This is a genomic window from Nitratidesulfovibrio sp. HK-II (genome assembly GCF_003402415.2).
In the GTDB taxonomy this organism is placed as follows: domain Bacteria; phylum Desulfobacterota; class Desulfovibrionia; order Desulfovibrionales; family Desulfovibrionaceae; genus Cupidesulfovibrio.
This window is the reverse complement of record NZ_AP036014.1, coordinates 227,501-250,000: the sequence shown is the minus strand read 5'-3', so window position 1 is coordinate 250,000 and position 22,500 is coordinate 227,501. Positions and strand designations below refer to the sequence as shown.

Here is a 22,500-nt window from a genome sequence, read left to right as displayed (position 1 = left end):
GCCTGCCCTCGCCTGCCTGGCCGGGGAATGCTATCAATATATGGGCGCGCACACCCGGCACGTCCGTCCGTGCATCCCATTCGTGCGTCCCATCCGCACCGGAATCCCCAACGCAACCCGAACAACTTCATGGAGCCGCCATGTCGTCTTCTGCCGCAACCGCCCCCGCTTCAGCCACGGCCGCTGCCCCCGTCACCGCACTTGTTCTCGTGGACATCCAGCGCGACTACTTTCCCGGCGGGCGCATGGCACTGCCCGATGCCGAAAACGCGGGCCGCCGCGCCGCCGACTTGCTGGCCCGCTGCCGCGCGGCGTCCATGCCGGTCATCCATGTGCGGCACGAAAGCATCCGCCCCGGCTCCACCTTTTTCCTGCCCGGCACGGAAGGGGCGGACATCCACCCGCTGGCGGCCCCCCTGCCCGGCGAGGCCGTGCTGACCAAGAACTTCCCCAACTCGTTCCGCGACACGACGCTGCTGCAACACCTGCGCGACCTTGGGGCCACCGACATCATCGTGGTGGGCATGATGACCCACATGTGCATCGACACCACGGTGCGCGCCGCCTTCGACCTGGGTTTCCGCTGCCGGGTGGCGGGCGACGCCACGGCCTCGCCGCCGCTGTCCTACGGCGGACGGACGGTGGATGCGGACACGGTGCGCGCCACCTTTCTGGCCGCGCTGCACGGGGTGTTCGCCGAGGTGACCGACGCGGCCGACCTGGCCGTGTAGCCCTGCCGCCACCCGGAATGGACCGGCCTCTTGCCGAGCCGAGCCTGTGACGGTACATCCGGCGGGGATGGTTTTGCCGCACATCCCCCGTGCCCGTCTCGCCCGTCCCACACCACGTTCCCATTCCACGGAGGCCCCCATGGAACACCATATCCGCTACGACGCCGCCCAGCGCGCCCTCATCCTGCTCGACCAGCGTCTGCTGCCCACCCGGCAGGAGGATTTCGTGTGCCGGACCACGGAAGACATCGTCACCGCCTTGCAAGTGATGGTGGTGCGCGGAGCCCCGGCCATCGGCGTGACCGCCGCGTGGGGCTGCGTGCTGGCCGCATACGAGGCCGCCGAGGCGGGCGACCACTGGCACCCGGTGCTGGACGGCCTGCTGGAGCGCATCGCCGGGGCGCGGCCCACGGCCGTGAACCTGCGCTGGGCCGTGGACCGCATGCGCAAGGTATGGAAGACCGCCGGGCATGCGCCCTTCGCCACGCTGATCTCGCTGTGGGAATCGGAGGCGCGGCGCATCCACCGCGACGACATCGAGATAAACCGCGCCATGGGCCGCCACGGCGCGGCGCTGATCGACGAGGGCGACACGGTGATGACCCACTGCAACGCGGGCGCGCTGGCCACCGCCGGATACGGCACGGCGCTGGGGGTCATTCGCGGGGCCGTGGACGCGGGCAAGAAGATTTCGGTCATCGCCAACGAGACGCGCCCCTTCCTGCAGGGCGCGCGGCTGACCGCGTATGAACTGCACGAGGACAACATCCCCGTCACCGTGGCCTGCGACAACGCATGCGGCCACCTGATGCGCAAGGGCATGGTGCAGAAGGTGGTGGTGGGGGCCGACCGCATTGCCGCCAACGGCGACGCCGCCAACAAGATCGGCACTTATTCCGTGGCCCTGCTGGCCCGCGAACACGGCGTGCCGTTCTACGTGGCCGCGCCGCTGTCCACCATCGACAGGAACACCCCCGACGGCGACCACATTCCCATCGAGGACCGCACCCCGCGCGAGGTCACCCACGTGGGCGACACCCAGATCACCCCCGACGGGGTGCCGGTGTACAATTTCGCCTTCGACGTGACCCCCGCCGCGCTCATCGCGGGCATCGTCACCGAGGTGGGCGTGCTGCGCGCCCCATACACCGAGAGCATAGCCGAGGCATTTCGCAAGGCGGGGCTGGAATAGCGGACGCCCCCGGACGGTGCAGACGACAACCTGTTCCCGCCGCGCTTTTTTCGCATCCCCGTGCCGTCGCCGCGTGGCGAGGGCACGGGGATGCGCGGTTTTGCCCCGCACGGACGGCCCGCGCGCGCACGCATCCACGCCGCGCAGGTGATGCGTTGCTCCGGGCTGGCGGCCGTGCCATGCTGCCACGTACGTTCCGCATCTGCCTCCACCGCCATCGCCCCATCGCCGCGCCGGAACGCCAGGAGCCCCGCAATGATGATGAAACTTTCCGACGTCGACCTGCTGGAAGCGCTGGAACGCTCCGAGTGCGCGCCCCTGCGCGAGATGTTCGCCGCGCGCCGGGTCACGCGCGGGCAGGGCATCTTCTGGCCCGACGAGCAGGAGGACCTGGTGCTGGTGGTGAAGTCTGGCCGGTTCCGGGTGTACCTTTCCTACGGGGGCAAGGAGTTCACCCTGGCCATCCTGCAACGGGGCGACATCTACAGCAGCCACACCGGGGCGCACGTGCAGGCCCTGGCCGACGGCGAGGTGCTGCTGGCCGACACCCGCGTCTTTCGCCGCCGCATGACCGACCTGCCAGAGGTTTCGGCCATCATGGTGCGGGTGCTGGGGCAGATGCTGCGCTCCACCTTCTTCCTCATCGAGGGGCTGGTGTTCCGCGACAGCAACACCCGCCTGGCCTCCCTGCTGCTGGAGCAGGCGGAACTGGCGGAACGGATTGCCCCCGCCGGGCCTGCCGGGGCCGCCGACGCGGAAGCGACACCCGACGCCCCCGATACGGCGGACGCGGAAGGCCCGCAGGATGTGCCTTCCACCGCCGCCGCCAGGCGGCACGCCATGCCATCCCCATCGGTGCAGCCCGGCAGCGGCCAGATCATCCGGCTGGACCTGACCACGGAACAGCTGGCCGGCATGGTGGGGGCCACCCGCCAGACCGTCTCCACCCTGCTCAACGACATGATCCGCTCCGGCATCCTCAAACGGGTGGGGCGCGGGGTCTACCGCGTGCGCGACATGGACCGCCTGCGCGAACTGGCCAGCGCGTAGCACTGCGCCTGCCGATTCGGGCATATCCCGTCCGCCCCGCCCTGCCAGACCCAGCCAGCCTTCGCCCGCCCCCAATCCGTCACGCGCCGCCCGCTTCCTCCTGTCGCGTGCCGCCCCTCTCTCCCCGTTCCCTTGCGAAGGAAGCGCCCGCCCTGCGGACCTTCCTTCTCCATCCCTGCGCAAACGCCTGCGTTTGCCCCGCCCACCCACTTTTTCCGCACCTTCGCGCCTTCTGTCGGCCAGCCGACATACGTCACCGCGCTGCCGCGCTACGTTTGCGCCATACAGTGTCGCCCGCGCGCAAGAGAGGACGTGCGGGGGCGGCGGATGCGTCCGCACGCGTCGCGGGAAACGGCAGCGGACGTGGTGCAACCGCAGCGGGCCCGTGCGGGGCCCAAGCCCAGGGAGGGCAACATGAACCCCCGAATTCCCACCTCCGAAAAAACCCTGTGGGACGACGCGCGGCAGATGCTGCGCAAGGCAGAGGCCGAAGGCATCGACACCGCCTGGGACCGCGCGCGAGAACAGACGCCCCACTGCAAATTCTGCGAACTGGGCACCACCTGCCGCAACTGCGTCATGGGGCCCTGCCGCATCGCCAACCGCAAGGACGGCAAGATGCGCTTCGGCGTGTGCGGGGCCGACGCCGACGTCATCGTGGCCCGCAACTTCGGCCGGTTCATCGCGGGCGGGGCAGCGGGGCACTCCGACCATGGCCGCGACCTCATCGAAACCCTGGAAGCCGTGGTGGAAGGCCATGCCCCCGGCTACACCATCCGCGACGAGGCCAAGCTGCGCCGCATCGCCGATGAACTGGGCGTGGCCGACGCGGACACCCGCCCCACCCTGGACGTGGCCCGCGATCTGGTCGAGGTCTGCTACGCCGACTTCGGCAGCCGCCGCACCGAACTGGCCTTTCTGAAGCGCGCGCCCAAGGCCCGCCGCGAACTGTGGGAACGCCTGGGCATGACCCCGCGCGGGGTGGACCGCGAAATCGCCGAGATGATGCACCGCACCCACATGGGCTGCGACAACGATCCGGCCAGCCTGCTGACCCACGCCGCGCGCACCGCGCTGGCCGACGGCTGGGGCGGGTCCATGATCGGCACGGAGCTTTCGGACATCCTGTTCGGCACGCCCATGCCCCGCCAGTCCACCGTGAACCTTGGCGTGCTGCGCGAAGACGCCGTGAACATCCTGGTGCACGGCCACAACCCCGTGGTGTCGGAAATGATCCTGGCCGCCGCGCGCGAACCCGCCGTGCAGCAGGCCGCCCGCAACGCCGGGGCCGCCACGGTCAACGTGGCCGGGCTGTGCTGTACCGGCAACGAGCTGCTGATGCGCCAGGGCATTCCCATGGCGGGCAACCACCTGATGACGGAACTGGCCATCGTCACCGGCGCGGCCGACGCCATCGTGGCCGACTACCAGTGCATCATGCCCAGCCTCGTGCGCATCGCCGCCTGCTACCACACCCGCTTCGTGACCACCTCGCCCAAGGGGCGGTTCACCGGGGCCACGCACATCGAGGTGCCCCCCCACAACGCGCAGGAAAAGTGCCGCGACATCGTGCTGCTGGCCATAGAGGCGTTCACGAGGCGCGACCCGGCGCGGGTGAGCATTCCCGTGCAGCCGGTGCCCATCACCACGGGTTTCTCCAACGAGGCCATCCTGGCCGCGCTGGGCGGCACCCCGGCCCCGCTGCTGGACGCCGTGAAGGCTGGGCGGATTCGCGGGTTCGTGGGCATCGTGGGGTGCAACAACCCCAAGATCAAGCAGGACTCGGGCAACGTGGGACTGGCCAGGGAACTCATCCGCCGCGACATCATGGTGCTGGCCACCGGCTGCGTGACCACGGCGGCGGGCAAGGCCGGGCTGCTGATGCCCGATGCCGCCGACATGGCCGGGCCGGGCCTTGCCGCCGTGTGCAAGGCGCTGGGCGTGCCGCCGGTGCTGCACATGGGCAGCTGCGTGGACAACTCGCGCATCCTGCAACTGTGCGGTCTGCTGGCCGACGAACTGGGCGTGGACATCAGCGACCTGCCCGTGGGGGCGTCGTCGCCGGAGTGGTATTCGGAAAAGGCGGCGGCCATCGGCCTGTACGCCGTGGCCAGCGGCATTCCCACCCACCTCGGCCTGCCGCCCAACATCCTGGGCAGCGAGGTGGTGACCGGCATGGCCGTGGACGGCCTGAACGGGCTGGTGGGCGCGGCATTCATGGTGGAAGCGGACCCGGTGAAGGCGGCGGACCTGCTGGAAGCGCACATCGTGGAGCGGCGCAAGAAGCTGGGCCTTTCGGCGTAAGCGCTCAAATTGTCTTTTCGCCCGTTGGCTACGTCAAACTTCGCCTGCCATGTCGGTCGAATACGAGAAGAGTATACTCCCTCATGGCAGGCGCGTTTTCCTTGCCAACGAACGAAAATCCTAATTTGAAATCACGCATCGCGTAGGACATACAGGCGAGCGTCCGGACCATCGGGCACCATCCCGGAGCGCGCCTTGCGCATCACCCGGCGGCGCGGTCACCGGCCCGTGGCCGCGCCTTCCCGCACCGGGAAGGGCCGGGGCAGACAGTGCTGCTCCGGCCCTGCACCGGCGCTCCGGCCCTGACCGGGCCACGCGGGCAAACACGGAACACGCTGACGGGGCATCTTCGTACTATCCGGACGCGCCACCCCCCTTTCGAAAGCTTTGGGGGGATGGGGTGGGGGTCCGGGGGCGGGGAAGGAGACCCTTTCCCGAAAGGGTCCCTTCCCCGCCCCCGGTTCTCTCTGCTCCAACGCGGCGCCACGCAGGAGACACGCATGAAACTGGCATTCGCGGGCAAGGGCGGCGCGGGCAAGACCACGCTGGCGGCCTGGACGGCGGATTATCTGGCCCGGCACGGGCACGATGTATGGATGATCGATGCGGACACGGCCCTGTCATTAGGAAGGGCCTCCGGCCTGGCCCGCGACGGGCTGCCGGTGCCGCTGGTGGAGCGGCACGACCTGATCATGCAGCGCATCGGCACGGGCATGATCAGCCTGACGCCCGAGGTGGGCGACCTGCCCGAGGCGCTGGCGGTGGACGTTCCCCTTGGGGGAAGCCCGACGCCCGGCGTCGCGCCGGGGCGCAAGCGGCTGCTGGTCATGGGCTCGGTGGCCGGGGCCGGGGGCGGCTGCGCGTGCGAGGCCAACGCCCTGCTGAAGGCCTTGCTGGCCCATCTGGTGCACGACCGGCGCGAATGGGTGCTGGTGGATCTGGAGGCCGGGGTGGAACACCTTGGCCGGGGCACCGTGGCGGCAGTGGACGGTCTGGCGGTGGTCAGCGAACCGGGGCTGCGCAGCCTGGAAACGGCGGCGGACATCGCCCGGCTGGCGCACGGCCTTGGCCTGCACCGGCAGGTGCTGGCCCTGAACCGGCTGGCCGGGCCGTGCGTGGCCTGCGCTGAAGACGAGTACCTTCCCCAATTGCCCAAGCTGCCTGACAGCCCGGAATTGGCCGGGCTGCCCGCCGCGCGGGTGGGCGTGCCCGCCTTGCCCGGCCTTGCCGCGCGCATGCTGGACGATGCCTGCGTCACCGGCCTGCCGGAGCACGCGCTGGTGGACCGGTTCATCGGGCGATTGCTGGAAGGGTTCGGGCATACGGCGGGGGCCACGGCCTGAACGCACCGTGGAGAAGCACGGCACTGAACGCGACATCGCGTTACTCCCCTTTTGAAAATAACCGACGCCGGGCACTCGCGTGTCCGGCGTCTTCTTTTCCGTCGCTCAACCCGTCTGGCGCACGCGCGGCAACAGCGTCTTCCACCGCCCCGCGTCCAGCCGCTGGCCGGGTGGCAATGCGGCCAGCACCGCGCGCAGGCGTAACGCCTCGTCCCGCAGTGCCGCCAGATCCACGCCGAACGTCACCGGCAGGAACGGGGCCAGGTGCCGGGCCCCGCGTTCCAGCAGGCGCAGCGCCCCGGTGCGGTTGCCGTTTTCCTCGTGCAGCAGGCCCACGGCGATTTGCAGGATGCCCTTGTACACGTCGCGCTCGGGCCGGGTTTCGTCCAGCCACAGGTGTTCCAGCACCTCGTGGCAGGTGAACCATGCCCCGGCCGCGAACAGGGCCAGCGCCCTGTGGAAACGGCGGATTTCGTCAGGGGAGCGACTGTCGGGGGTACGACCGTTCCCGCCACGCTCCGGCGGTGCGGACTCTTCGCCGTTTCGCGTCCTGTCGTCAGGCATGAAGCCTCCTTGGCGACGATGCGCCAGCGCCGCCCCCGGCAACGGATGCGGCAAACAGCTACAGGCCGAAGAACCGCCGGGCGTTGTCCCCCGCCGCCGTCCACAGTTCGGCCACATCCATGCCCCGCGCCTGCGCCACGGCCTGCGCGGTGAACACCATGTAGGCGGGCTCGTTGCGCTTGCCCCGATAGGGCACGGGCGACAGGTACGGGCAGTCCGTTTCCAGCAGCAGCCGGTCCAGCGGCAGGCTGCGGGCGGCCTCGCGCAGGGCTTCGTTGGCCGGGTAGCTGACCGGGCCGGGCAGCGAGACGTGCCAGCCGTGCGCCACGATGCGCGCGGCCTGGGCCGCGTCGCCGCCAAAGCAGTGCCACAGCAGCGGATAGCCGGAAAAGCCTTCATCCTCCAGCACCCGCAGGGTGTCGTCGAAGGCGTCGCGCGAATGGATGACCACCGGCCGCCCCACCTCGCGGGCCATGGCCAACTGGGCGCGGAAGGCCGCGCGCTGCACGTCGGGGGGGCAGTCGTCCCAGTAGAAGTCCAGGCCGATCTCGCCCACGGCGCGCAGGCGGTTGTCCTGCGCAAAGGCCGCGCGCATGGCGGCCAGGGCGGCATCGTCGCAGGCCTGCGCCTCGCACGGATGAATGCCGAGCAGAAAGAACACCTCGGGCCGGTGCGCGAACAGGTGACGGTTGGCCGCCCATCGTTCCGGCCCCAGGAACACGTTGCCGAATTGCGCCACCCCGGCGGCGCGGGCGCGGTCCAGCACGGCCTCGCGGTCGGCGTCGAACTCGCTGCCGTCGAGATGGGCGTGCGATTCCACGCCGGTGGCGGGCAGCCCCAGGCTTTCGGGCGCGGGACGTTCCGGTTTCTTCTTGGACATGCTGCGGATTCCTTATCTGATGACGCACGCGGCTGCGCCGCTTTCGGGCAGGCGGCGCGGGGCGTCACGAAATGTTCATGGGATGCACGGGATAGATGCACCCTGCCGGGCAGCCTGTCCAGTGGGCAGGCGCTCGCGGCGGGCCTGGCGAAAGCTTCTGCTAGGTGCGGGCGGCAGGAAACAGCTCGCCCCTGGCGACCCGCGCCCACAGCGCCAGCACCGTCTCGCGCTGGCGGTCCAGCGAATAGGCCCGCGCCGTGACCAGGCCAGCCCGGCGCAGCGCGGCCAGTTCCGGCCCGCCCGTGGCCGCGAGGCGCACGGCCCGTTCCAGGGCCAATCCGGCGGCCACCACGTCGGCGTCGGCGGCAATGTACCCGTTGGGGGGCAGGTCCGCACCGTCTGGGCCGTCTGGGCCAGTGCTGCCTGCGGGCGTCGGCCACCACGGGGTCACCCCGCCGGGCAGGGCCTGGCGCATGTAGTCCCACCCGCCGAATCCGGCAAACCCCACCAGCAGACAGCCGCTGGCCAATGCCTCCAGCGGGGGCAGCGGGCATCCTTCCGGAAAACCCGTGGCCAGGAACACCTGCGAGGCGCGCAGCAGTTCCGCCACCTCGGCATGGGTGCGGCCGTGAATCTCGCGCCACTCCACCTCGATGGCCCGTTCGCCGCGCGATGCGGCAAGGGCCAGCCGGGCGGACAACATCTCGCGCACCTGCTGGGCCAGCGCGCGGTTCTTGCGCGGCATCCAGGCAATGCGCACCGGCCCTTGCGCGGGGGCGGCGGATGCGCCGTCCTCATCCCCACCGTCAGCCCACGCCGGATGAAACAAGCCAGGGTCGATGCCGGGGCGCAGCACCGGGGCCTCGCGCCCGGTCACCTGGCGGGTGTACCAGGCCACCGGCTCGGACACAGCCAGAAACGACACGTCCAACTGCGGCCAGGCCACGCCGGGCGGCAGCGCGGACAGCAGGTACGCCCAGTTCTGCACGTACACCACGCAGCGCGCGCCCGCGCGCAGGCCGGGGGCCAACGCGTTGACCCAGCCCTCCGGCGCAAGCCATACGTCGCGCGGGGTCACGGCGGCGACCGCCTCGTCCCAGCCCATGACCGGCGCGGGGGGATTGGCCGGGTCGAGCCCGGGCGCGCCCCCTTCGCGCGGAACGAGAAACACCGGGTAGCCCGCAGCGTGCAGATGCACGGCCATGCGGTACAGCACGGCAAGGCCCCCGGTCATGCGGGGCAGGGGCGGAATGAAGAGGAAGGTGCGCATGGGCGATGCTCCGTGATTGCGGGCAGCAAAGCAGATACCGGGGCGGAGGGCAAGAGGGCGGCCTGACGACGGACGGACGACGGACGGACAGGGGGGGCGGGCGGCGGCATCCGCCGCGCCGCAACGCAAACGCCGGGGACGGAAGGCACTCCCTCCATCCCCGGCGCTCGAAATCGGCGGGCTGTCAGCCTACTTGGCGCAGCACTTCTTGAACTTCTTGCCGCTGCCGCAGGGGCAGGGCTCGTTGCGGCCCACCTTGGGGGCCTCGCGGCGGAAGGGCTCCTGCCCGTGCACCAGGCCGTCGGCGTAGTACCACACGCCGTCCTCGCACCGGAAAAAGCTGTCTTCGCGCAGTTCCTGCGGCACGCCGCCCAGCACGTAGTGGGCCACGAACGAGACTTCGCCGGTCTCGTCGCCGGGCTGGCCGCCCTTCACAGAAAGGACTTCCAGGCCCTTCCACTCCACGGCCTCGGACCAGGCGCGCATCTCGTCCACGCTGACGTCCTCGCGCATGGCCGGGTGGGTGGAGGTGTCCAGATAGTCGAAGGCGTGCAGGCAATGGGCGGAATAGCGCGAGCGCATCAGCGCTTCCGCCGTGGGCACGGGCTTTTCGCCGCGCACGTAGGGGCCGCAGCAGGCGTCCAGCGCAAGGCCGGAGCCGCAGGGGCAAAGCGTGGTCTCGGACATGAGGGTCGATCCTTCGGCCCGCCGCCCGACGCTTCGCCCCGCGAAGCCCGTCGGCGTTCCGCTAATGGTTACCGCAGCCGTGATGGCCGTGGGAAGTGCACAATTCCTGCCGGTCGGCCAGGCGGCCGTCCAGCCAGCTCCGGGCGGCGTCCTGCACCGGGCCGGACGCGCCGCGCACCACGTCGATGCCGTGGCGGCGCAGCGTCATCACGGCGCCTTCGCCCATGTTGCCACCCACCAGAACGCTGACGCCAAGGTCCACCAGAATGGGCACGATGTTCGACTTGCACCCGCAGCCGGGGGGCGGCGTCAGGCGCTCTTCTTTCACAATGTTGCGGGTCTCGTCCACCGTCAGCAGGGTATAATACTCGCAGTGGCCGAAATGTTCGTCAATGATGCCGTCTCGCGAGGGCAGGGCAATCTTGAGCATGTGGGATATCCTCCGTAACGGGTGTGCGTTCCGCACCTGATAATCCTTTGCCCCGGAAAGTCAATGACCACTTACTTGTGGAAACGCGGGTGCGCGCGCATGGCACACGCGCGGACGGGCGGCCGAATGGACGCACCTCGCTGGCCGAAACCCGGCACGGGCGGGTGCAAAACGGGACAGATGGTGAACGGCAAAGGGTCGTGCGACGAACAGCGCGGCGGCTGACGGGCGGCATGCCCGCCAGGGGGCTTCCCGTCCCGTTCCGCCCGCCTCGTGCGGTCTCGCACGTGCCCATGCCCACGATCGCACGCCTTCCGGCGGGCATGCGGCGCGCGCCCTTGTCGCCGTTCATGCTCCCGGGCCGCGTATTGACGGCATGGGGTGGCGCGGCACCCCAGCGTGTGATACCCTTGCTCCATGGCTCGGGCCGGAGGCCCGTAGGAGCATCGCCAGACGGCGCACCGCGTCCCGCACAGGACGGACGCGGCAGGAGCCGCGCCCGACGGCCTCATTTCCACCCCCGCAAGGAGACTTCGGGACCATGACAGACACCAACAGCGAACGGCGCAGGCATTCCCGGCTTCCCAAGCCCTTTCCCGTCGAGGCCAGCGAGATACGGTTTCCCCCCTCCAACCAGGCGCGGTTCGAGACGCAGTGCCACGACATCAGCGCAGGCGGCCTCAGCGTGCTGAGCCCGCGCAGGTTCGACCCTGGCGCCAAGCTGCAGGTGCGCGTGCACATCCCCACGCTGAACAAGTATTCGCCGGGGTTCTTCAAGGTGTACGAGAACGACGCCGACCAGTACCTGCAGGCCATCGCCGAGGTGACCAGGGTTGATCTTTCCGGCGGGGGCTACCTGCTGGGGCTGAAGTACGTGGACGTGGACGAGGACGCCGCGCGGGCCGTGGCCAACATGGTCAACAAGGCCGTGGCGCGCTGAATTCGCGGCCGCGCCGGGCGTTGGCGGGGTAGCGTCGGCACCGCCGGACGCCACAATGCAGAACGGCTTGCGGACCGCCCGCAAGCCGTTCTGGAGGAAAAGCTGTCTGCAAAAGAAAGGAAGGTACAGGGGACATAGCAACCCGCGTGCCAACAGTGAAGAGCACCGCCCCACCGGGCGGTGCTCTTCATTTTAACAGTAAATTAGCGATTTTATCGTATATCAAGTCAGCCCCTGCCGTGACGGCGGCAGTTCTTGCCGTAAAAAATATTGTACCCTGGCAATGCGACAACATATAAACTGTTCGCTCAGACATTTTTTTCGCCCCCCCTTCTCCCCCCCGCGCAATCCTGCGCCGCGCGAGAGGCCAACGCCGGACTTGCTGATAATTCCTTATTTCACAATGTATTGGGCGAGCACCCAGCCAGCGGGTTGGCTGCAGCGACAGCGAGATTCAAAAAATTCTACCCCTGCCGCGACCGATTGAGTTGTCACTCTCACCATTGACATGGCCCATCTCAACTCCCATAGTGAAGATAATGGTTGACAGCGCAACCATCTAGGCTGTTCAATCAAACAGCGCCCGGAACCGTCCGGGCCCGATACGCACTCAATGGAGGTTCACCAATGCCCGCCCGTCATTCCAGCATTCCCGTGACGCGGCAGGACATCCAGCCTCGCAAGGACAGCGAGGCGGCCCTGTTCCGCAACCGGCTGAAGAAGATCGGCCGCATCCAGGATACCCGCACCCGTGCCCACCGCATCCTGCTGGCGCTCGGCTACGTCATCGCGCTGACACCGCGCGGCGTGCCCGCCTTCACCCGTGCGCTGGTCCGCAAGGGCGCGAACGTGGTGGTGTGGCTTACCGACGAATCGCGCGAAGGCCTGCCCTCCTCGCTGCGCGGGCCCGCCTGGGCCGGTTTCTACGCGCGCGACGACAGCGACGAGATGGTCTACGACGAGGACTACCCCACGCTCATCGACTTCCTGCGCGAACTGCATCCCGAACAGATGCGCGCCGCGCCCGAGGTGATGTCCGACAACTGATCGGCGTCCGCCCCCGCCCGCGCGGGGACAGCCTGACGGCAGGGCCTCGCCGCCCTCCGTCGGGTTGGCCCGGAAGAAATTGCACGGAAGGAGTTGCTCCGGAAGGAGCCGCACGCTCCCGCTCTTTCCATCCACCGGCCGCCCTGCCTCCGGCCTGCCGCACAACTTGCCCGCGCCCCCCGGTTTCCACCGGCACGCATCGACCGCACCGACGCCCCGCACATACCCGGCCTCCACTCCCGCACGACCGACCGCAGCCCCCCGCAGTCCCACCAGTCGCCCGGCCGTCTCGCGGCGCGTCCGGCCCAGGCCGCGCCGTTCCCCCGCGTCCCCCTTCTCCCTGCCTCGCTGCCTCCTGTCTCCCCGTTTCAAGGTCGCGCGAGTTGACGCCCCTCGCGCGATGCGGGTATTCTCCGGCGTCTTTTTTCCACAAGGAGTACCCCCGCATGCTCGATCTCAAGCTGCTGCAACGCAGCCCCGAAGTGGTGGCCAAGGCCCTGGCCGACCGGGGCTCGTCGCTCGACATGGCCGAATTCACCGCTCTGGACGAACGCCGCCGCGCCCTGCTGGCCGAGGTGGAAACCCTGAAGGGCGAACGCAACAAGGCCTCGGGCGAGGTGGCCCGCATGAAGCGCGCGGGCGAAGACGCCGCCCCGTTGCTGGAGCGCCTGTCCGGGCTGTCCGACCGCATCAAGGACCTGGACCGCGAAACCGAGGAAGTGAAGGCCGCCGTCAACGACTGGCTGCTGGCTGTGCCCAATATTCCCGATGCCTCGGTGCCCTTTGGCCGCAGCGAGGCCGACAACCCCGAGGTGCTGCGCTGGGGCACCCCCCGCGCCTTCTCCTTTACCCCCAAGGAACACTGGGAACTCGGCGCCGCCCTTGGTGGGCTGGACTTCGAGCGGGCGGGCAAGCTGGCGGGCAGCCGCTTTGCCGTGTACCGCACCTGGGCGGCCCGGCTGGAACGCGCCCTGGCCAACTTCTTTCTGGATACGCACGTGACCGAGCACGGCTACGTGGAAATCATCCCGCCGTTCATGGTCAACCGCAAGACCATGACCGGCACCGGCCAGTTGCCCAAGTTCGAGGAAGACCTGTTCAAGCTCGAAGGTTGGGACTACTTTCTTATTCCCACGGCCGAGGTGCCGCTGACCAACCTGCACGCGGACGAAATGCTGGATGAGGCGCAGCTGCCCATGGGCTACGCGGCCATGACCCCGTGCTTCCGCTCCGAGGCGGGCAGCTACGGCAAGGACACGCGCGGCCTGATCCGCCAGCATCAGTTCACCAAGGTGGAGATGGTGCGCTTCGCCCATCCGGAACGTTCGTTCGACGAACTGGAAAAAATGCGCGGCCACGCCGAGGTGCTGTTGCAGCGCCTGGGCCTGCCCTACCGGGTGATCACCCTGTGCACGGGCGACATGGGCTTCTCGGCGGCCAAGACCTACGACATCGAGGTCTGGCTGCCCGGCCAGAACACCTACCGCGAGATATCGTCGTGCTCCAACTGCGGCGACTTCCAGGCGCGCCGCGCGGGCATCCGCTTTCGCCCGGCGGGCGGCGGCAAGCCCGAGTTCGCGCACACCCTGAACGGCTCGGGCCTGGCCGTGGGCCGCGCCCTGGTGGCCGTCATCGAAAACTACCAGCAGGAAGACGGCAGCATCGTCATCCCCGATGTGCTGCGCCCGTACATGGGCGGCATGGAACGGGTGGCGGCGGAATAGCCGAGGCGACCGGTACGACGGTGCGGAGCCCATTCCTTGCCCGGCCGCGCCACGCGGCGCACGGCGGGACGGCGCGGCAACCTTGACACAAGGCCGTCACTGGTCGTATAGGACCTCTCCCTTTCGGGTCGTTAACTCAGTCGGTAGAGTATCTGCCTTTTAAGCAGAGAGTCGCAGGTTCGAGACCCGCACGACCCACCAGGCAAGACCGGGCAGTCATGCACACGCATGGCTGCCCGTTTTGCGTTCACGGACCGGCAGGCTCCGCCTGCCGCGCCTCGCCCCCGGAGACTTCAGACGGGATTGGCGTCAGCGACTCCGGCAGCACGGGGCGGTTCGCCACGGCCCGCCGTTTCAGCACCTGGCGTGCCGCCCCCTTGTAGGTCAGGTAGTACGACGAGATGAGGGCCACGTAGCGCACCGGCTCCTGCCCCACGTAGCGCAATGCGGCGAACTCCACGTTGCCGTACCAGCGGTTGGGATCCAGCCCCATGGCGGCGGCCTTTTCACGCACCCGCGCCAGCCTGTTCGGCCCCATGTTGTAGGCGGCAAGGGCAAACAGCGTCCTGTCCGGCTCGCGGATGTCCGCATCGCTGAAGTATCCCTCGCGAAGGGTGTGCATGTACAGCACCCCGGCCCGGATGTTCGCCCCGACGCTGGTGGCCACATCCGGCACGCCCAGTTCCGCCGCCGTTTCGGGCAGCACCTGCATGATGCCCACTGCGCCCCGCGGGCTGCGGGCGGACTGCCGCAACCGTGATTCGCGAAAGCCCTGCGCCACCAGCAGCAGCGGGTCGTATCCGTACTGGTCCGCATACAGGCTGAAATGCGGCCACAGGGCGTCCACGCGGTTCTTGAACCTGCTGCCGAGCGGGTTCACCCGCCACTCCGGGTTGCGGAAATACTCGGCGAGCAACTGCGATGCGCGGGCCAGCGCGGCCTTGCCGGACGCCGCGAAGTAGCCATTCACGGCGGCCAGCAGTTCCGGGCAGCCCGGCCTTACCGCCCATGCGATGTTGTTTCCGGAGCGCAGCACCACCCCGTTCAGGATGCGGAGATTGGGCAGCACGGCCGCCCACAGCTCGGCCCGATGCCGGTCGGCCGCCATCAGGTCTATGGCCCCGGCATTGAGCATGGCGAACAGGTTTTCCTTGCCCAGCCCTTCCGGCGGCAGGGTTATGGTGATGCCGGGCTTGCCCTCTGCCCGCAGCCGGGCGTCCAGCGCGCGCAGGTGCTCCTCCTGGCTGGACCCCGCCATGGCGTTCACGACGCGCCCCGAAAGCCCCGCAAGACCAGCCGGGGCCGGGCCGCCCTTGCGCCCCACCACCACCTCGTCCACGTTGCGCACGTAGGGCGTGCCGAAGGGAACCCGCGCCGCGCGCGACGGTGTGACGGTCAGCCCGGCGGCGGCGATGTCGCCCCGCCCGGCCTCCAGTTCGTCCAGCAGCCGTTCGAAGGGCACGGGAATGAAGATGGCCCGCACCGGTGGCGTATGCCGGTCCCGCTTGCGGCCGAGCCATGCCGCGAAGGCGCGTGCAAGGTCCGCCTCCACGCCGCGCGCCTCGCCATCGGCGATGAAGAAGTCGCCCTTGGCGTAGGCCACCAGCACCCGCAGCACCCCCGTGCGCCTGATTTCGGCCAGGTCTCCCCACGCCGCGTCACCGGCACGCTGTACGGCCGTTTCTATGGCGTCGTCGCGGATGCTTTCCGCGTAATCCTGATGCGCGGGCTGCATGGCAATGCCTGTCGCAGGCAGGCACGCCGCAAGCACCAGCACCAGGCACGCCCGGAGCAAGACCGCGCCACCGGCGCGCAGCCATCCTCCGCGCTTCTCCCGCAACCACCGCATGGCCCTCGCTTTCGCTTGCTCACGCATGCTTTCGTGCCCCCTGCCGTCCCCGTCTACTCATTCCTCAAATACGGCGCTGGCTTCTCCTTAAGGGCGCGCGCCGTTCCCGCCAGACCGAACACCAGCGCAAAGGCCACGCAGGCGGCCACCGTGCCCGCCACCACGCCGGGGTACACGGCAAAGGGCAGCTTCAGCAGACCACGCACGGCGGCCCATGCGGCCAGAGTGCCCGTGCCCGCGCTGAACAGCCCGGTGACCAGCCCCGTGGTCAGAAATTCCGTGACCAGCGCCAGCAGTATGTCGCGCCGGGTGGCCCCGCACACCTTGTAGATCACCGCATCGTAGATGCGCCGCTGCCGGTCGGCCAGAATGGCCCCGGCCACCACCATCAGCCCCGTGGCCAGCATCACCCCGGCCATGGCCTGGAACATCACGCCCATGCGCTCCATGAGCACGCGCACCTCGCCCAGTATCTCACGCATGCTGATGGCCGTGACGTTGGGGTGCGCCGCCGTCACCGTGCGGTACAGCCCGTCCATGCCCGCGCCGGTGCCGTAGGCGGTGACCACCCACGTGGCCGGGGCGCGGTCCAGCAGGCCGGGCGCGAACAGCACGGCGAACTGCAACTGGAAGGTCATCCAGTCCACCTTGCGCACGTTGGCGATGGTGGCCGTCACCTCGCGCCCCAGAATGTTGAATGTCAGGCTGTCGCCCACGGTCACGCCGAAACCGCGCGCCAGGTCGTCGGACAGGGACATGATGGGCGGCCCGCTGTAGTCGGGCGGCCACCACGCGCCCGCCGTCAGTTCCGTGTCCGGCGGAGGCGTGGCGGCATGGCTCAGGCCACGGTCGCCGCGCACGGCCCACTGGGCTTCGGGAGCCACGGCCACCTCCTGTACCGGCACGCCCTTGATGCGCACGATGCGCCCGCGCACCATGGGGCCGCGTTCCATGCGGGTAACGCCGGGGGCGAGGGCCAGTTCCTCGAATTCCGCCACCTGGGCGGGCAACACGTTGATGAAGAAGAACGCCGGGGCGTCGCGCGACAGGTCGCGGGCCAGGGACGCGCTGAGGTTGCGCTCGACCTGGGCAATGCCCACCAGCGCGGTGAGCCCCAACCCCAGGGCGAAGACCATGTTCACCGTGGGCGCGCCCGGCCGGTGGATGGAGGCCAGCCCCAATCGTACGCTGGGGTTGCCCGCAACCGGGGCGCGGCGCGCCCCGGCCCGCAGGCCCCAGGCCACCACGCGGAACACCGCGAAGCATCCCGCGCACCCGGCCATGAAACCGAAGGCCAGCCGCGCGTCGGGCGTAAACAGCCACACCAGCCCGGCCAGCACGGCGAAGCCCAGCCCCACCAGCACCCGGCCCGCCGGGGTCAGGCCATCGTTGCCGCCCGCCACGTACCCCCGGAACAGGGTGGCCGGGCGCACCGCACCGGCCAGCAGCAGCGGCCGCAGCGAAAAGGCCAGCAGGATGGCCAGCCCCAGCAGGGCCGCGCGCAGCAGGGGCGCGGCGTGGATGGACGCATCCAACTGCACGGGAATGAGCTGCCCGGTCAGCCCGGCGGCCAGGGGCGGCACGGCCGCGCCCAGCGCGCAACCGGCCGCAATGCCCGCGCCGCCGATGAGCAGGATCTGGAAAAGATAGGTCCACAGCACCGTGGCCACCCCGCCACCCACGCATTTGAGCGTGGCGATGGAGGCCATGCGGCTGGCAAGGTACCCGCGCACCGCCTCTGCAATGCCAAGCCCGCCCACTAGCAATGCGGCGATGCCGATGAGCATGAGGTCGGTGTCCACCCTGTCCAGCAGGTTGCGGATGCGCGGCACGGCACGGCTGTATGACTCCACCCGCCACCCGGCATCGGGAAAGGCGGTGCGCGCCTGCTCCACGAAGGCCGTCACCGTGGCCTCGTCGGCCGGACGGACAGGCGTGGGGACAGGCGCGGGGGAAGGAGAAGTGGCTGGTGATGCGGCGGAATCTGCGGCCGGGGCGGTGGCAGCGGCGGGAACGTCCCCGTCCGGGCCGGGCAGGCGCACCCGCGCGCCGCTTTGCAGCAGGGTGCCGGGCACCAGCAGGCCGGTGCGGTCCAGCCCCTGCAACGACATGAGCACGCGCGGCCCGTAGGTAATGCCCTGCACCACCCGGTCCGGTTCGCCCAGCAGGGCGGCGGCGATGCGGAAGCGCTGCGCGCCCACGGTAAGCACGTCGCCCACGCGCACGCCAAAGCGCTCCAGCAACAGCGGGTCCACCACAACGCCGGGCAGGGAAGGGACGTCGCCGGGCTGGCCAGCACCTGCTGGGCCATCGCCTGCCGGGCCGCCAGCCACCGGACCGTCGCGCAGGGCCTCGGCCAGCGCCAGGGGCGGGTCCAGGGTCACCGCGCCGTACAGGGGGTAGGCCGCGTCCACGCCCTTCAGGGCGACCATGGCCGTGTCGTCCCCCGCCGGGGTAGCCGCGCGGGCCATGCCGCGCAGCGAAACCACCCGGCTCACCGTGCCGCGCGCGGTCAGCCACGCCAGTTCCTCTGCCGAGGGCTGCTGCGTGGCGAATTCCACGGACGCATCGCCGCCCAGCAGGGCGCGCGCATCACGCGCAAGGCCCGACCGCACCGCCTCGGATACCGAGCCCACGGCGGCGATGGCGAACACCCCCAGGAACATGCACCCCAGAAAGACCGTCAGCCGCCGCTGGCCCGACCGCAGTTCGCGCAGGGCCAGCCGGAAGGCCAAGCCAAGATCGCGCAGGGGCATCATGCGCGCCCCGAATCGCCGGGCGTGCCCGGCATGACGGACGCCGCAGGCGTGTCGGGCGTGCCGGAGGCGACGGCAGCGCCAGGCATGGCGGCCCCGTACAGCCGCCCATCCTCCATGCGCACCTGCCGTCCGCACTCGGCGGCCAGCCCCCGGTCGTGGGTGATGAGCACCAGCGTGGTGGCGTGCTCCTCGCGCAGGCGGAACAGATGTTCGATCACCCGGCGGCCGGTCTCGGTATCCAGGTTGCCGGTGGGCTCGTCGGCCAGAATCACCCTGGGCGCGGAGGCAAACGCCCGCGCCAGCGCCACGCGCTGCTGTTCGCCGCCGGAAAGCTCCGCCGGGTAGTGCAGGGCGCGCGCTTCCAGCCCTACGGCGGCCAGCGCGGCCATGGCCCGATCGCGCGCGTCGCGGGCGTGCGAAAATTCCAGCGGCAGGGCGGCGTTTTCCAGCGCGGTCATGGTGGGCACCAGATGGAACGACTGGAACACGATGCCCAGATGCGCGCGGCGAAACCGAGCCAGGGCGTCCTCGTCCATCTCGTTCAGGTTCTGCCCGGCCACCTGCACCGTGCCGCCGGTGGGCCGCTCCAAACCGGCCATGATCATCAGGGTGGTGGTCTTGCCCGAGCCGGACGGCCCCACGATGGCCACGGTTTCCCCGGCGTCCACGGAAAGATTCACGCCGCGCAGGATGTTGACCTGGCCGGAGCCGCCCACTAGGTTGAGATGTATGTCGGAGAGCACAATGATCGGATATGTCACGCGAGTCACCCTTGTCGGCTGGGGTAGTTGCCGGGCGCTTGTCCCGGCGCGATGGCTGGCCCTGGCGCTGTGCGCGCTGATGGCGCTGGCCGTGCCTGCGGCACGGGCCGCGGATGGCGGCTCCACTTCCTCCATACCCCATATCCTTGTGCTGGGCGACAGCCTGGTGGCGGGGTACGGCCTGGGGCAGGGCGAGGCCTTTCCGGAGGCCCTGGGTGCAGCGCTGCATGCAGGGGGGCGCGCGGTGCGCGTCACCAACGCCGGGGTCTCGGGCGACACCTCCGCCGGGGGGCTCGCGCGCGTGGAATGGTCGCTGGATGACAGGCCGGACCTGCTGATCCTTGAACTGGGCGCCAATGACGCCCTGCGCGGCCTGCCGGTGGACGACCTGCGCCGCAACCTTGCGGGCATCATAGAGGCCTGCCGCCAGCGCGGCGTGCGCGTGCTGCTGGCGGGCATGCAGGCCCCCCGCAACCTCGGCCCCGACTATACCCGCCGCTTCGACGCGGTGTACCCGGAACTGGCGAAGCAATACGGCCTGACCCTGTATCCGTTCTTTCTTGATGGCGTGGCGCTGGACCGATCGCTGAACCTGCCCGACGGCATGCACCCCAATGCCAAAGGGGTGCAGGTCATCGTGGGGCGCATGCTGCCCATGGTAGAGCGCGAACTGGACGCGTTACGGGCAGGAAACTGACCCGCATGCGTGTGCCCGCATCCTTTCCATTTCGACTGCCCCGGCTGCCCCGTCCCCCTCAACTGCCAGGGCCAGGAGCCGGAGGCCCTTCACGCCCCCGCATGGCGCGGCGCATCCCGTGGCGCATGCTGGCCCGCCCGGGTTCACTGTTGGGCCTGTTGCTGGCGCTTGTCCTGTGGACGCTGGCCGGTGTGGAGCCCTGGCAGGGACGGGTGATTTCCGTGCCCGACGGCGACACCATCGTGGTGCGCGACCAGCACGGCAACGATGTGCGCGTGCGGCTGTACGGCATCGACGCGCCGGAACTGCACCAACGCGGGGGCGAACAGGCCCGCGCCACGCTGCTGCGCATGGTCATGGACCGCCCGGTGTATCTCGTGACCATCGACCGCGACGGCTACGGCCGCGAGGTGGCCCATGTACGCACCAGGCCGTTCCCCTGGGCGGCAAACGGGGCACCTCTCGATGCACCCGTCGCGTCCGGCAGCCGGACGGATTCCAACGCCCCTGCCGCCAACCCCACCGGCGACGCCCTGCCCGCCGAACTCTCCGCCGACGTGAACGGCGACATGCTGCGCGCCGGGCAGGCGTGGTTCTATGGGGAATATTGCCGCCTGCCCTATCCCTGCCTTTCCTGATACCTCGCCGCCGGGAAAGCGCGCGAGACCAACATCGGCCTGTGGAAGACCCGCAACCCCACCCCGCCGTGGGAATGGCGCAGGAAGAACCGGTAAGAAATCAAGCGCGCATCGCTGAAGTTCATCGGCAGGCACATGGTTGAGGCTCTCTGCGTAAAAGGCAGGCACTCCGCCATCACCCTGTGGCCTCTCTCGCCAGCATTCTCGTCCCCCCAGTTCCCTCCCCCTATCCTCGCCAATCTGACGTTGCTGGCTTCAACGTCGCGCCGAACTTCGGCGCGATAGGCTGGCGCGGGCAGAGTGCGTCTGCTCACGGATTTTGGGGGGCATGGACGGCGGATTGGCAACGGGTGGCTAGATCGGCAGGCGACAGGCGAACGCGCTGCGCGAACCTTTTGGATGGAAGGCGCAGCGCGTGGATTTCGGCGCAGGTTGAACGCGGGGGCAAGAGGGCCTGATAGCGGATAAGGCAGGCCGAAGAAGAGGCTGTGACGTTACTGCCCAGCAATCCCCGCGTCCCCGTCCCCCCCCGTCCGGCCTCTTAGTCCGGCCTCTTCACGTCCCCCTGGCTCAAACGCACGAAGGCCCCGGTGATTTCTCACCGGGGCCTTTGCGTGATGGGTCGGGATGCGGTTTCGTATCCCTTTTGAAAATAAGTGCTGGCATCGGCCTACTTTCCCACGCAAGAGTACGCAGTATCATCGGCGATGGAGGGCTTAACTTCCGAGTTCGGAATGGGATCGGGTGTACCCCCTCCTCCATGGACACCAGCACAAATTTCTGGTCACCGTCCGGCAAGGCTGGCTATTGAGCGCCGCCACATCGGCCGGGACCGAAAGATGTAATCAAACAGGGTGGAAAGGAAGTGTAGAGAAGAAAACAAGGCGCACGGGCTATTAGTACTGGTCAGCTGAATGCGTCACCGCATGTATACCTCCAGCCTATCAACCGGGTTGTCTACCCGGGCCCTTCAGCTCCGAAGAGAGGGAGACCTTATCTTGAGGCAGGCTTCCCGCTTAGATGCTTTCAGCGGTTATCCCTTCCGCACATAGCTACCCTGCTGTGCCACTGGCGTGACAACAGGACCACCAGGGGTGCGTCCATCCCGGTCCTCTCGTACTAGGGACAGGCCCTCTCAAGTCTCCTACGCCCACAGAAGATAGGGACCAAACTGTCTCACGACGTTTTAAACCCAGCTCGCGTACCACTTTAAACGGCGAACAGCCGTACCCTTGGGACCTGCTTCAGCCCCAGGATGTGATGAGCCGACATCGAGGTGCCAAACCGCGCCGTCGATATGAACTCTTGGGCGCGATCAGCCTGTTATCCCCGGCGTACCTTTTATCCAATGAGCGATGGCCCTTCCATGCGGAACCACCGGATCACTAACGCCGACTTTCGTCCCTGCTCGACATGTCTGTCTTGCAGTCAAGCTCCCTTATGCGTTTGCACTCGACGCCTGGTTTCCGATCAGGCTGAGGGAACCTTTGCGTGCCTCCGTTATTGTTTGGGAGGCGACCGCCCCAGTCAAACTACCCACCAGACACTGTCTCCATCCCGGGTAACGGGCATGGATTAGAGCCTTAGACTTGCAAGGGTGGTATTTCAAGGATGGCTCCCCCCATACTGGCGTA

The 22,500-nt window shown here is 69.0% G+C and carries 18 protein-coding genes, 1 tRNA gene and 2 rRNA genes (1 of these 21 running past the window's edge); 11 read left to right on the top strand and 10 right to left on the bottom strand.

From position 1 onward, the window contains the following. Positions 1–140: 140 nt before the first annotated feature. The 5 genes from RVX_RS00905 (at position 141) to RVX_RS00885 (ending at position 6,620) form a co-directional block, all read left to right on the top strand. On the top strand, positions 141–731 hold the full coding sequence (locus RVX_RS00905) for a cysteine hydrolase family protein (RefSeq protein ID WP_116307103.1): 591 nt from the start codon (positions 141–143) through the stop codon (positions 729–731). Positions 732–870: 139 nt separating this feature from the next. Further along, complete coding sequence (gene mtnA, locus RVX_RS00900) at positions 871–1,923, top strand: S-methyl-5-thioribose-1-phosphate isomerase (protein ID WP_116307105.1); 1,053 nt, start codon at positions 871–873, stop codon at positions 1,921–1,923. Between the two features lie 255 nt (positions 1,924–2,178). Continuing rightward, positions 2,179–2,973, top strand: a complete 795-nt coding sequence (locus RVX_RS00895) for a Crp/Fnr family transcriptional regulator (RefSeq protein WP_230404717.1) — start codon at positions 2,179–2,181, stop codon at positions 2,971–2,973. A gap of 414 nt (positions 2,974–3,387) precedes the next feature. Further along, the gene (cooS, locus tag RVX_RS00890; protein WP_116307107.1) at positions 3,388–5,277 is read left to right on the top strand and encodes an anaerobic carbon-monoxide dehydrogenase catalytic subunit; all 1,890 of its coding nucleotides are present in this window, start codon (positions 3,388–3,390) and stop codon (positions 5,275–5,277) included. A 500-nt stretch (positions 5,278–5,777) separates the two neighbouring features. Next, on the top strand, positions 5,778–6,620 hold the full coding sequence (locus tag RVX_RS00885; RefSeq protein WP_116307109.1) for an ArsA-related P-loop ATPase: 843 nt from the start codon (positions 5,778–5,780) through the stop codon (positions 6,618–6,620). Positions 6,621–6,725: 105 nt separating this feature from the next. Here RVX_RS00885 and RVX_RS00880 read toward each other — a convergent pair whose 3' ends face one another. The 5 genes from RVX_RS00880 to RVX_RS00860 all read right to left on the bottom strand — a co-directional run bounded on the left by RVX_RS00880 (position 6,726) and on the right by RVX_RS00860 (position 10,451). Further along, positions 6,726–7,184: a DUF309 domain-containing protein gene (locus RVX_RS00880; protein ID WP_230404718.1), complete on the bottom strand. Its 459-nt coding sequence runs from the start codon at positions 7,182–7,184 to the stop codon at positions 6,726–6,728. Positions 7,185–7,242: 58 nt separating this feature from the next. After that, entirely contained in the window at positions 7,243–8,064 is an 822-nt protein-coding gene (locus tag RVX_RS00875; RefSeq protein WP_116307111.1) for a TatD family hydrolase, read from the bottom strand. A gap of 160 nt (positions 8,065–8,224) precedes the next feature. Further along, positions 8,225–9,334 (bottom strand): glycosyltransferase family 1 protein, encoded by a 1,110-nt coding sequence (locus tag RVX_RS00870; protein WP_116307113.1) that lies wholly within the window; start codon positions 9,332–9,334, stop codon positions 8,225–8,227. Positions 9,335–9,523: 189 nt separating this feature from the next. Continuing rightward, the gene (locus tag RVX_RS00865; protein ID WP_007525737.1) at positions 9,524–10,021 is read right to left on the bottom strand and encodes a YchJ family protein; all 498 of its coding nucleotides are present in this window, start codon (positions 10,019–10,021) and stop codon (positions 9,524–9,526) included. Between the two features lie 61 nt (positions 10,022–10,082). Next, positions 10,083–10,451 carry a NifB/NifX family molybdenum-iron cluster-binding protein gene (locus RVX_RS00860; RefSeq protein WP_007525736.1) on the bottom strand — a complete coding sequence of 123 codons (369 nt, stop codon included), beginning with the start codon at positions 10,449–10,451 and terminating at the stop codon, positions 10,083–10,085. Positions 10,452–10,992: 541 nt separating this feature from the next. Here RVX_RS00860 and RVX_RS00855 point away from each other — a divergent pair. From RVX_RS00855 to RVX_RS00840, 4 genes are all read left to right on the top strand, one after another. Further along, positions 10,993–11,391 (top strand): PilZ domain-containing protein, encoded by a 399-nt coding sequence (locus RVX_RS00855; protein WP_116307114.1) that lies wholly within the window; start codon positions 10,993–10,995, stop codon positions 11,389–11,391. A 627-nt stretch (positions 11,392–12,018) separates the two neighbouring features. Then, positions 12,019–12,438, top strand: coding sequence for a hypothetical protein (locus tag RVX_RS00850; protein ID WP_116307115.1), 420 nt, complete (start codon positions 12,019–12,021; stop codon positions 12,436–12,438). A 446-nt stretch (positions 12,439–12,884) separates the two neighbouring features. Beyond that, a complete protein-coding gene (serS, locus tag RVX_RS00845) occupies positions 12,885–14,162 on the top strand; it encodes a serine--tRNA ligase (RefSeq protein ID WP_116307123.1) in 1,278 nt (425 codons plus the stop codon). 125 nt (positions 14,163–14,287) lie between these two features. Continuing rightward, positions 14,288–14,363: transfer RNA gene (locus RVX_RS00840), tRNA-Lys, on the top strand. Between the two features lie 46 nt (positions 14,364–14,409). Here RVX_RS00840 and RVX_RS00835 read toward each other — a convergent pair. The 3 genes from RVX_RS00835 to RVX_RS00825 all read right to left on the bottom strand — a co-directional run bounded on the left by RVX_RS00835 (position 14,410) and on the right by RVX_RS00825 (position 19,540). After that, a complete protein-coding gene (locus RVX_RS00835) occupies positions 14,410–15,897 on the bottom strand; it encodes a transporter substrate-binding domain-containing protein (protein WP_116307125.1) in 1,488 nt (495 codons plus the stop codon). A gap of 167 nt (positions 15,898–16,064) precedes the next feature. After that, entirely contained in the window at positions 16,065–18,770 is a 2,706-nt protein-coding gene (locus tag RVX_RS00830) for an ABC transporter permease (protein ID WP_116307127.1), read from the bottom strand. Next, positions 18,767–19,540, bottom strand: coding sequence for an ABC transporter ATP-binding protein (locus tag RVX_RS00825; protein WP_230404719.1), 774 nt, complete (start codon positions 19,538–19,540; stop codon positions 18,767–18,769). Before RVX_RS00825 ends, RVX_RS00830 begins: the two co-directional genes overlap by 4 nt. Between RVX_RS00825 and RVX_RS00820 the strand changes: the two genes are divergently transcribed. Together RVX_RS00820 and RVX_RS00815 are read left to right on the top strand one after the other, a co-directional pair. After that, positions 19,515–20,228 (top strand): arylesterase, encoded by a 714-nt coding sequence (locus RVX_RS00820; protein WP_420192393.1) that lies wholly within the window; start codon positions 19,515–19,517, stop codon positions 20,226–20,228. The two genes, RVX_RS00825 and RVX_RS00820, sit on opposite strands and share 26 nt — an antisense overlap. A 101-nt stretch (positions 20,229–20,329) precedes the next feature. Further along, complete coding sequence (locus RVX_RS00815) at positions 20,330–20,866, top strand: thermonuclease family protein (RefSeq protein WP_230404720.1); 537 nt, start codon at positions 20,330–20,332, stop codon at positions 20,864–20,866. A gap of 657 nt (positions 20,867–21,523) precedes the next feature. Here RVX_RS00815 and rrf read toward each other — a convergent pair. Together rrf and RVX_RS00805 are read right to left on the bottom strand one after the other, a co-directional pair. After that, a 5S ribosomal RNA gene (gene rrf / locus RVX_RS00810) occupies positions 21,524–21,638 on the bottom strand. Between the two features lie 103 nt (positions 21,639–21,741). After that, positions 21,742–22,500, bottom strand: a 23S ribosomal RNA gene (locus RVX_RS00805); it runs 2,169 nt beyond the window's last position.

Bases quoted from the DNA above. Each gene is read 5' to 3' on its own strand.
- RVX_RS00905 (WP_116307103.1), top strand. From the start codon at position 141: ATGTCGTCTTCTGCCGCAACCGCCCCCGCTTCAGCCACGGCCGCTGCC.
- mtnA (WP_116307105.1), top strand. From the start codon at position 871: ATGGAACACCATATCCGCTACGACGCCGCCCAGCGCGCCCTCATCCTG.
- RVX_RS00895 (WP_230404717.1), top strand. From the start codon at position 2,179: ATGATGATGAAACTTTCCGACGTCGACCTGCTGGAAGCGCTGGAACGC.
- cooS (WP_116307107.1), top strand. From the start codon at position 3,388: ATGAACCCCCGAATTCCCACCTCCGAAAAAACCCTGTGGGACGACGCG.
- RVX_RS00885 (WP_116307109.1), top strand. From the start codon at position 5,778: ATGAAACTGGCATTCGCGGGCAAGGGCGGCGCGGGCAAGACCACGCTG.
- RVX_RS00880 (WP_230404718.1), bottom strand. From the start codon at position 7,184: ATGCCTGACGACAGGACGCGAAACGGCGAAGAGTCCGCACCGCCGGAG.
- RVX_RS00875 (WP_116307111.1), bottom strand. From the start codon at position 8,064: ATGTCCAAGAAGAAACCGGAACGTCCCGCGCCCGAAAGCCTGGGGCTG.
- RVX_RS00870 (WP_116307113.1), bottom strand. From the start codon at position 9,334: ATGCGCACCTTCCTCTTCATTCCGCCCCTGCCCCGCATGACCGGGGGC.
- RVX_RS00865 (WP_007525737.1), bottom strand. From the start codon at position 10,021: ATGTCCGAGACCACGCTTTGCCCCTGCGGCTCCGGCCTTGCGCTGGAC.
- RVX_RS00860 (WP_007525736.1), bottom strand. From the start codon at position 10,451: ATGCTCAAGATTGCCCTGCCCTCGCGAGACGGCATCATTGACGAACAT.
- RVX_RS00855 (WP_116307114.1), top strand. From the start codon at position 10,993: ATGACAGACACCAACAGCGAACGGCGCAGGCATTCCCGGCTTCCCAAG.
- RVX_RS00850 (WP_116307115.1), top strand. From the start codon at position 12,019: ATGCCCGCCCGTCATTCCAGCATTCCCGTGACGCGGCAGGACATCCAG.
- serS (WP_116307123.1), top strand. From the start codon at position 12,885: ATGCTCGATCTCAAGCTGCTGCAACGCAGCCCCGAAGTGGTGGCCAAG.
- RVX_RS00835 (WP_116307125.1), bottom strand. From the start codon at position 15,897: ATGCAGCCCGCGCATCAGGATTACGCGGAAAGCATCCGCGACGACGCC.
- RVX_RS00830 (WP_116307127.1), bottom strand. From the start codon at position 18,770: ATGATGCCCCTGCGCGATCTTGGCTTGGCCTTCCGGCTGGCCCTGCGC.
- RVX_RS00820 (WP_420192393.1), top strand. From the start codon at position 19,515: ATGATCGGATATGTCACGCGAGTCACCCTTGTCGGCTGGGGTAGTTGC.
- RVX_RS00815 (WP_230404720.1), top strand. From the start codon at position 20,330: ATGGCGCGGCGCATCCCGTGGCGCATGCTGGCCCGCCCGGGTTCACTG.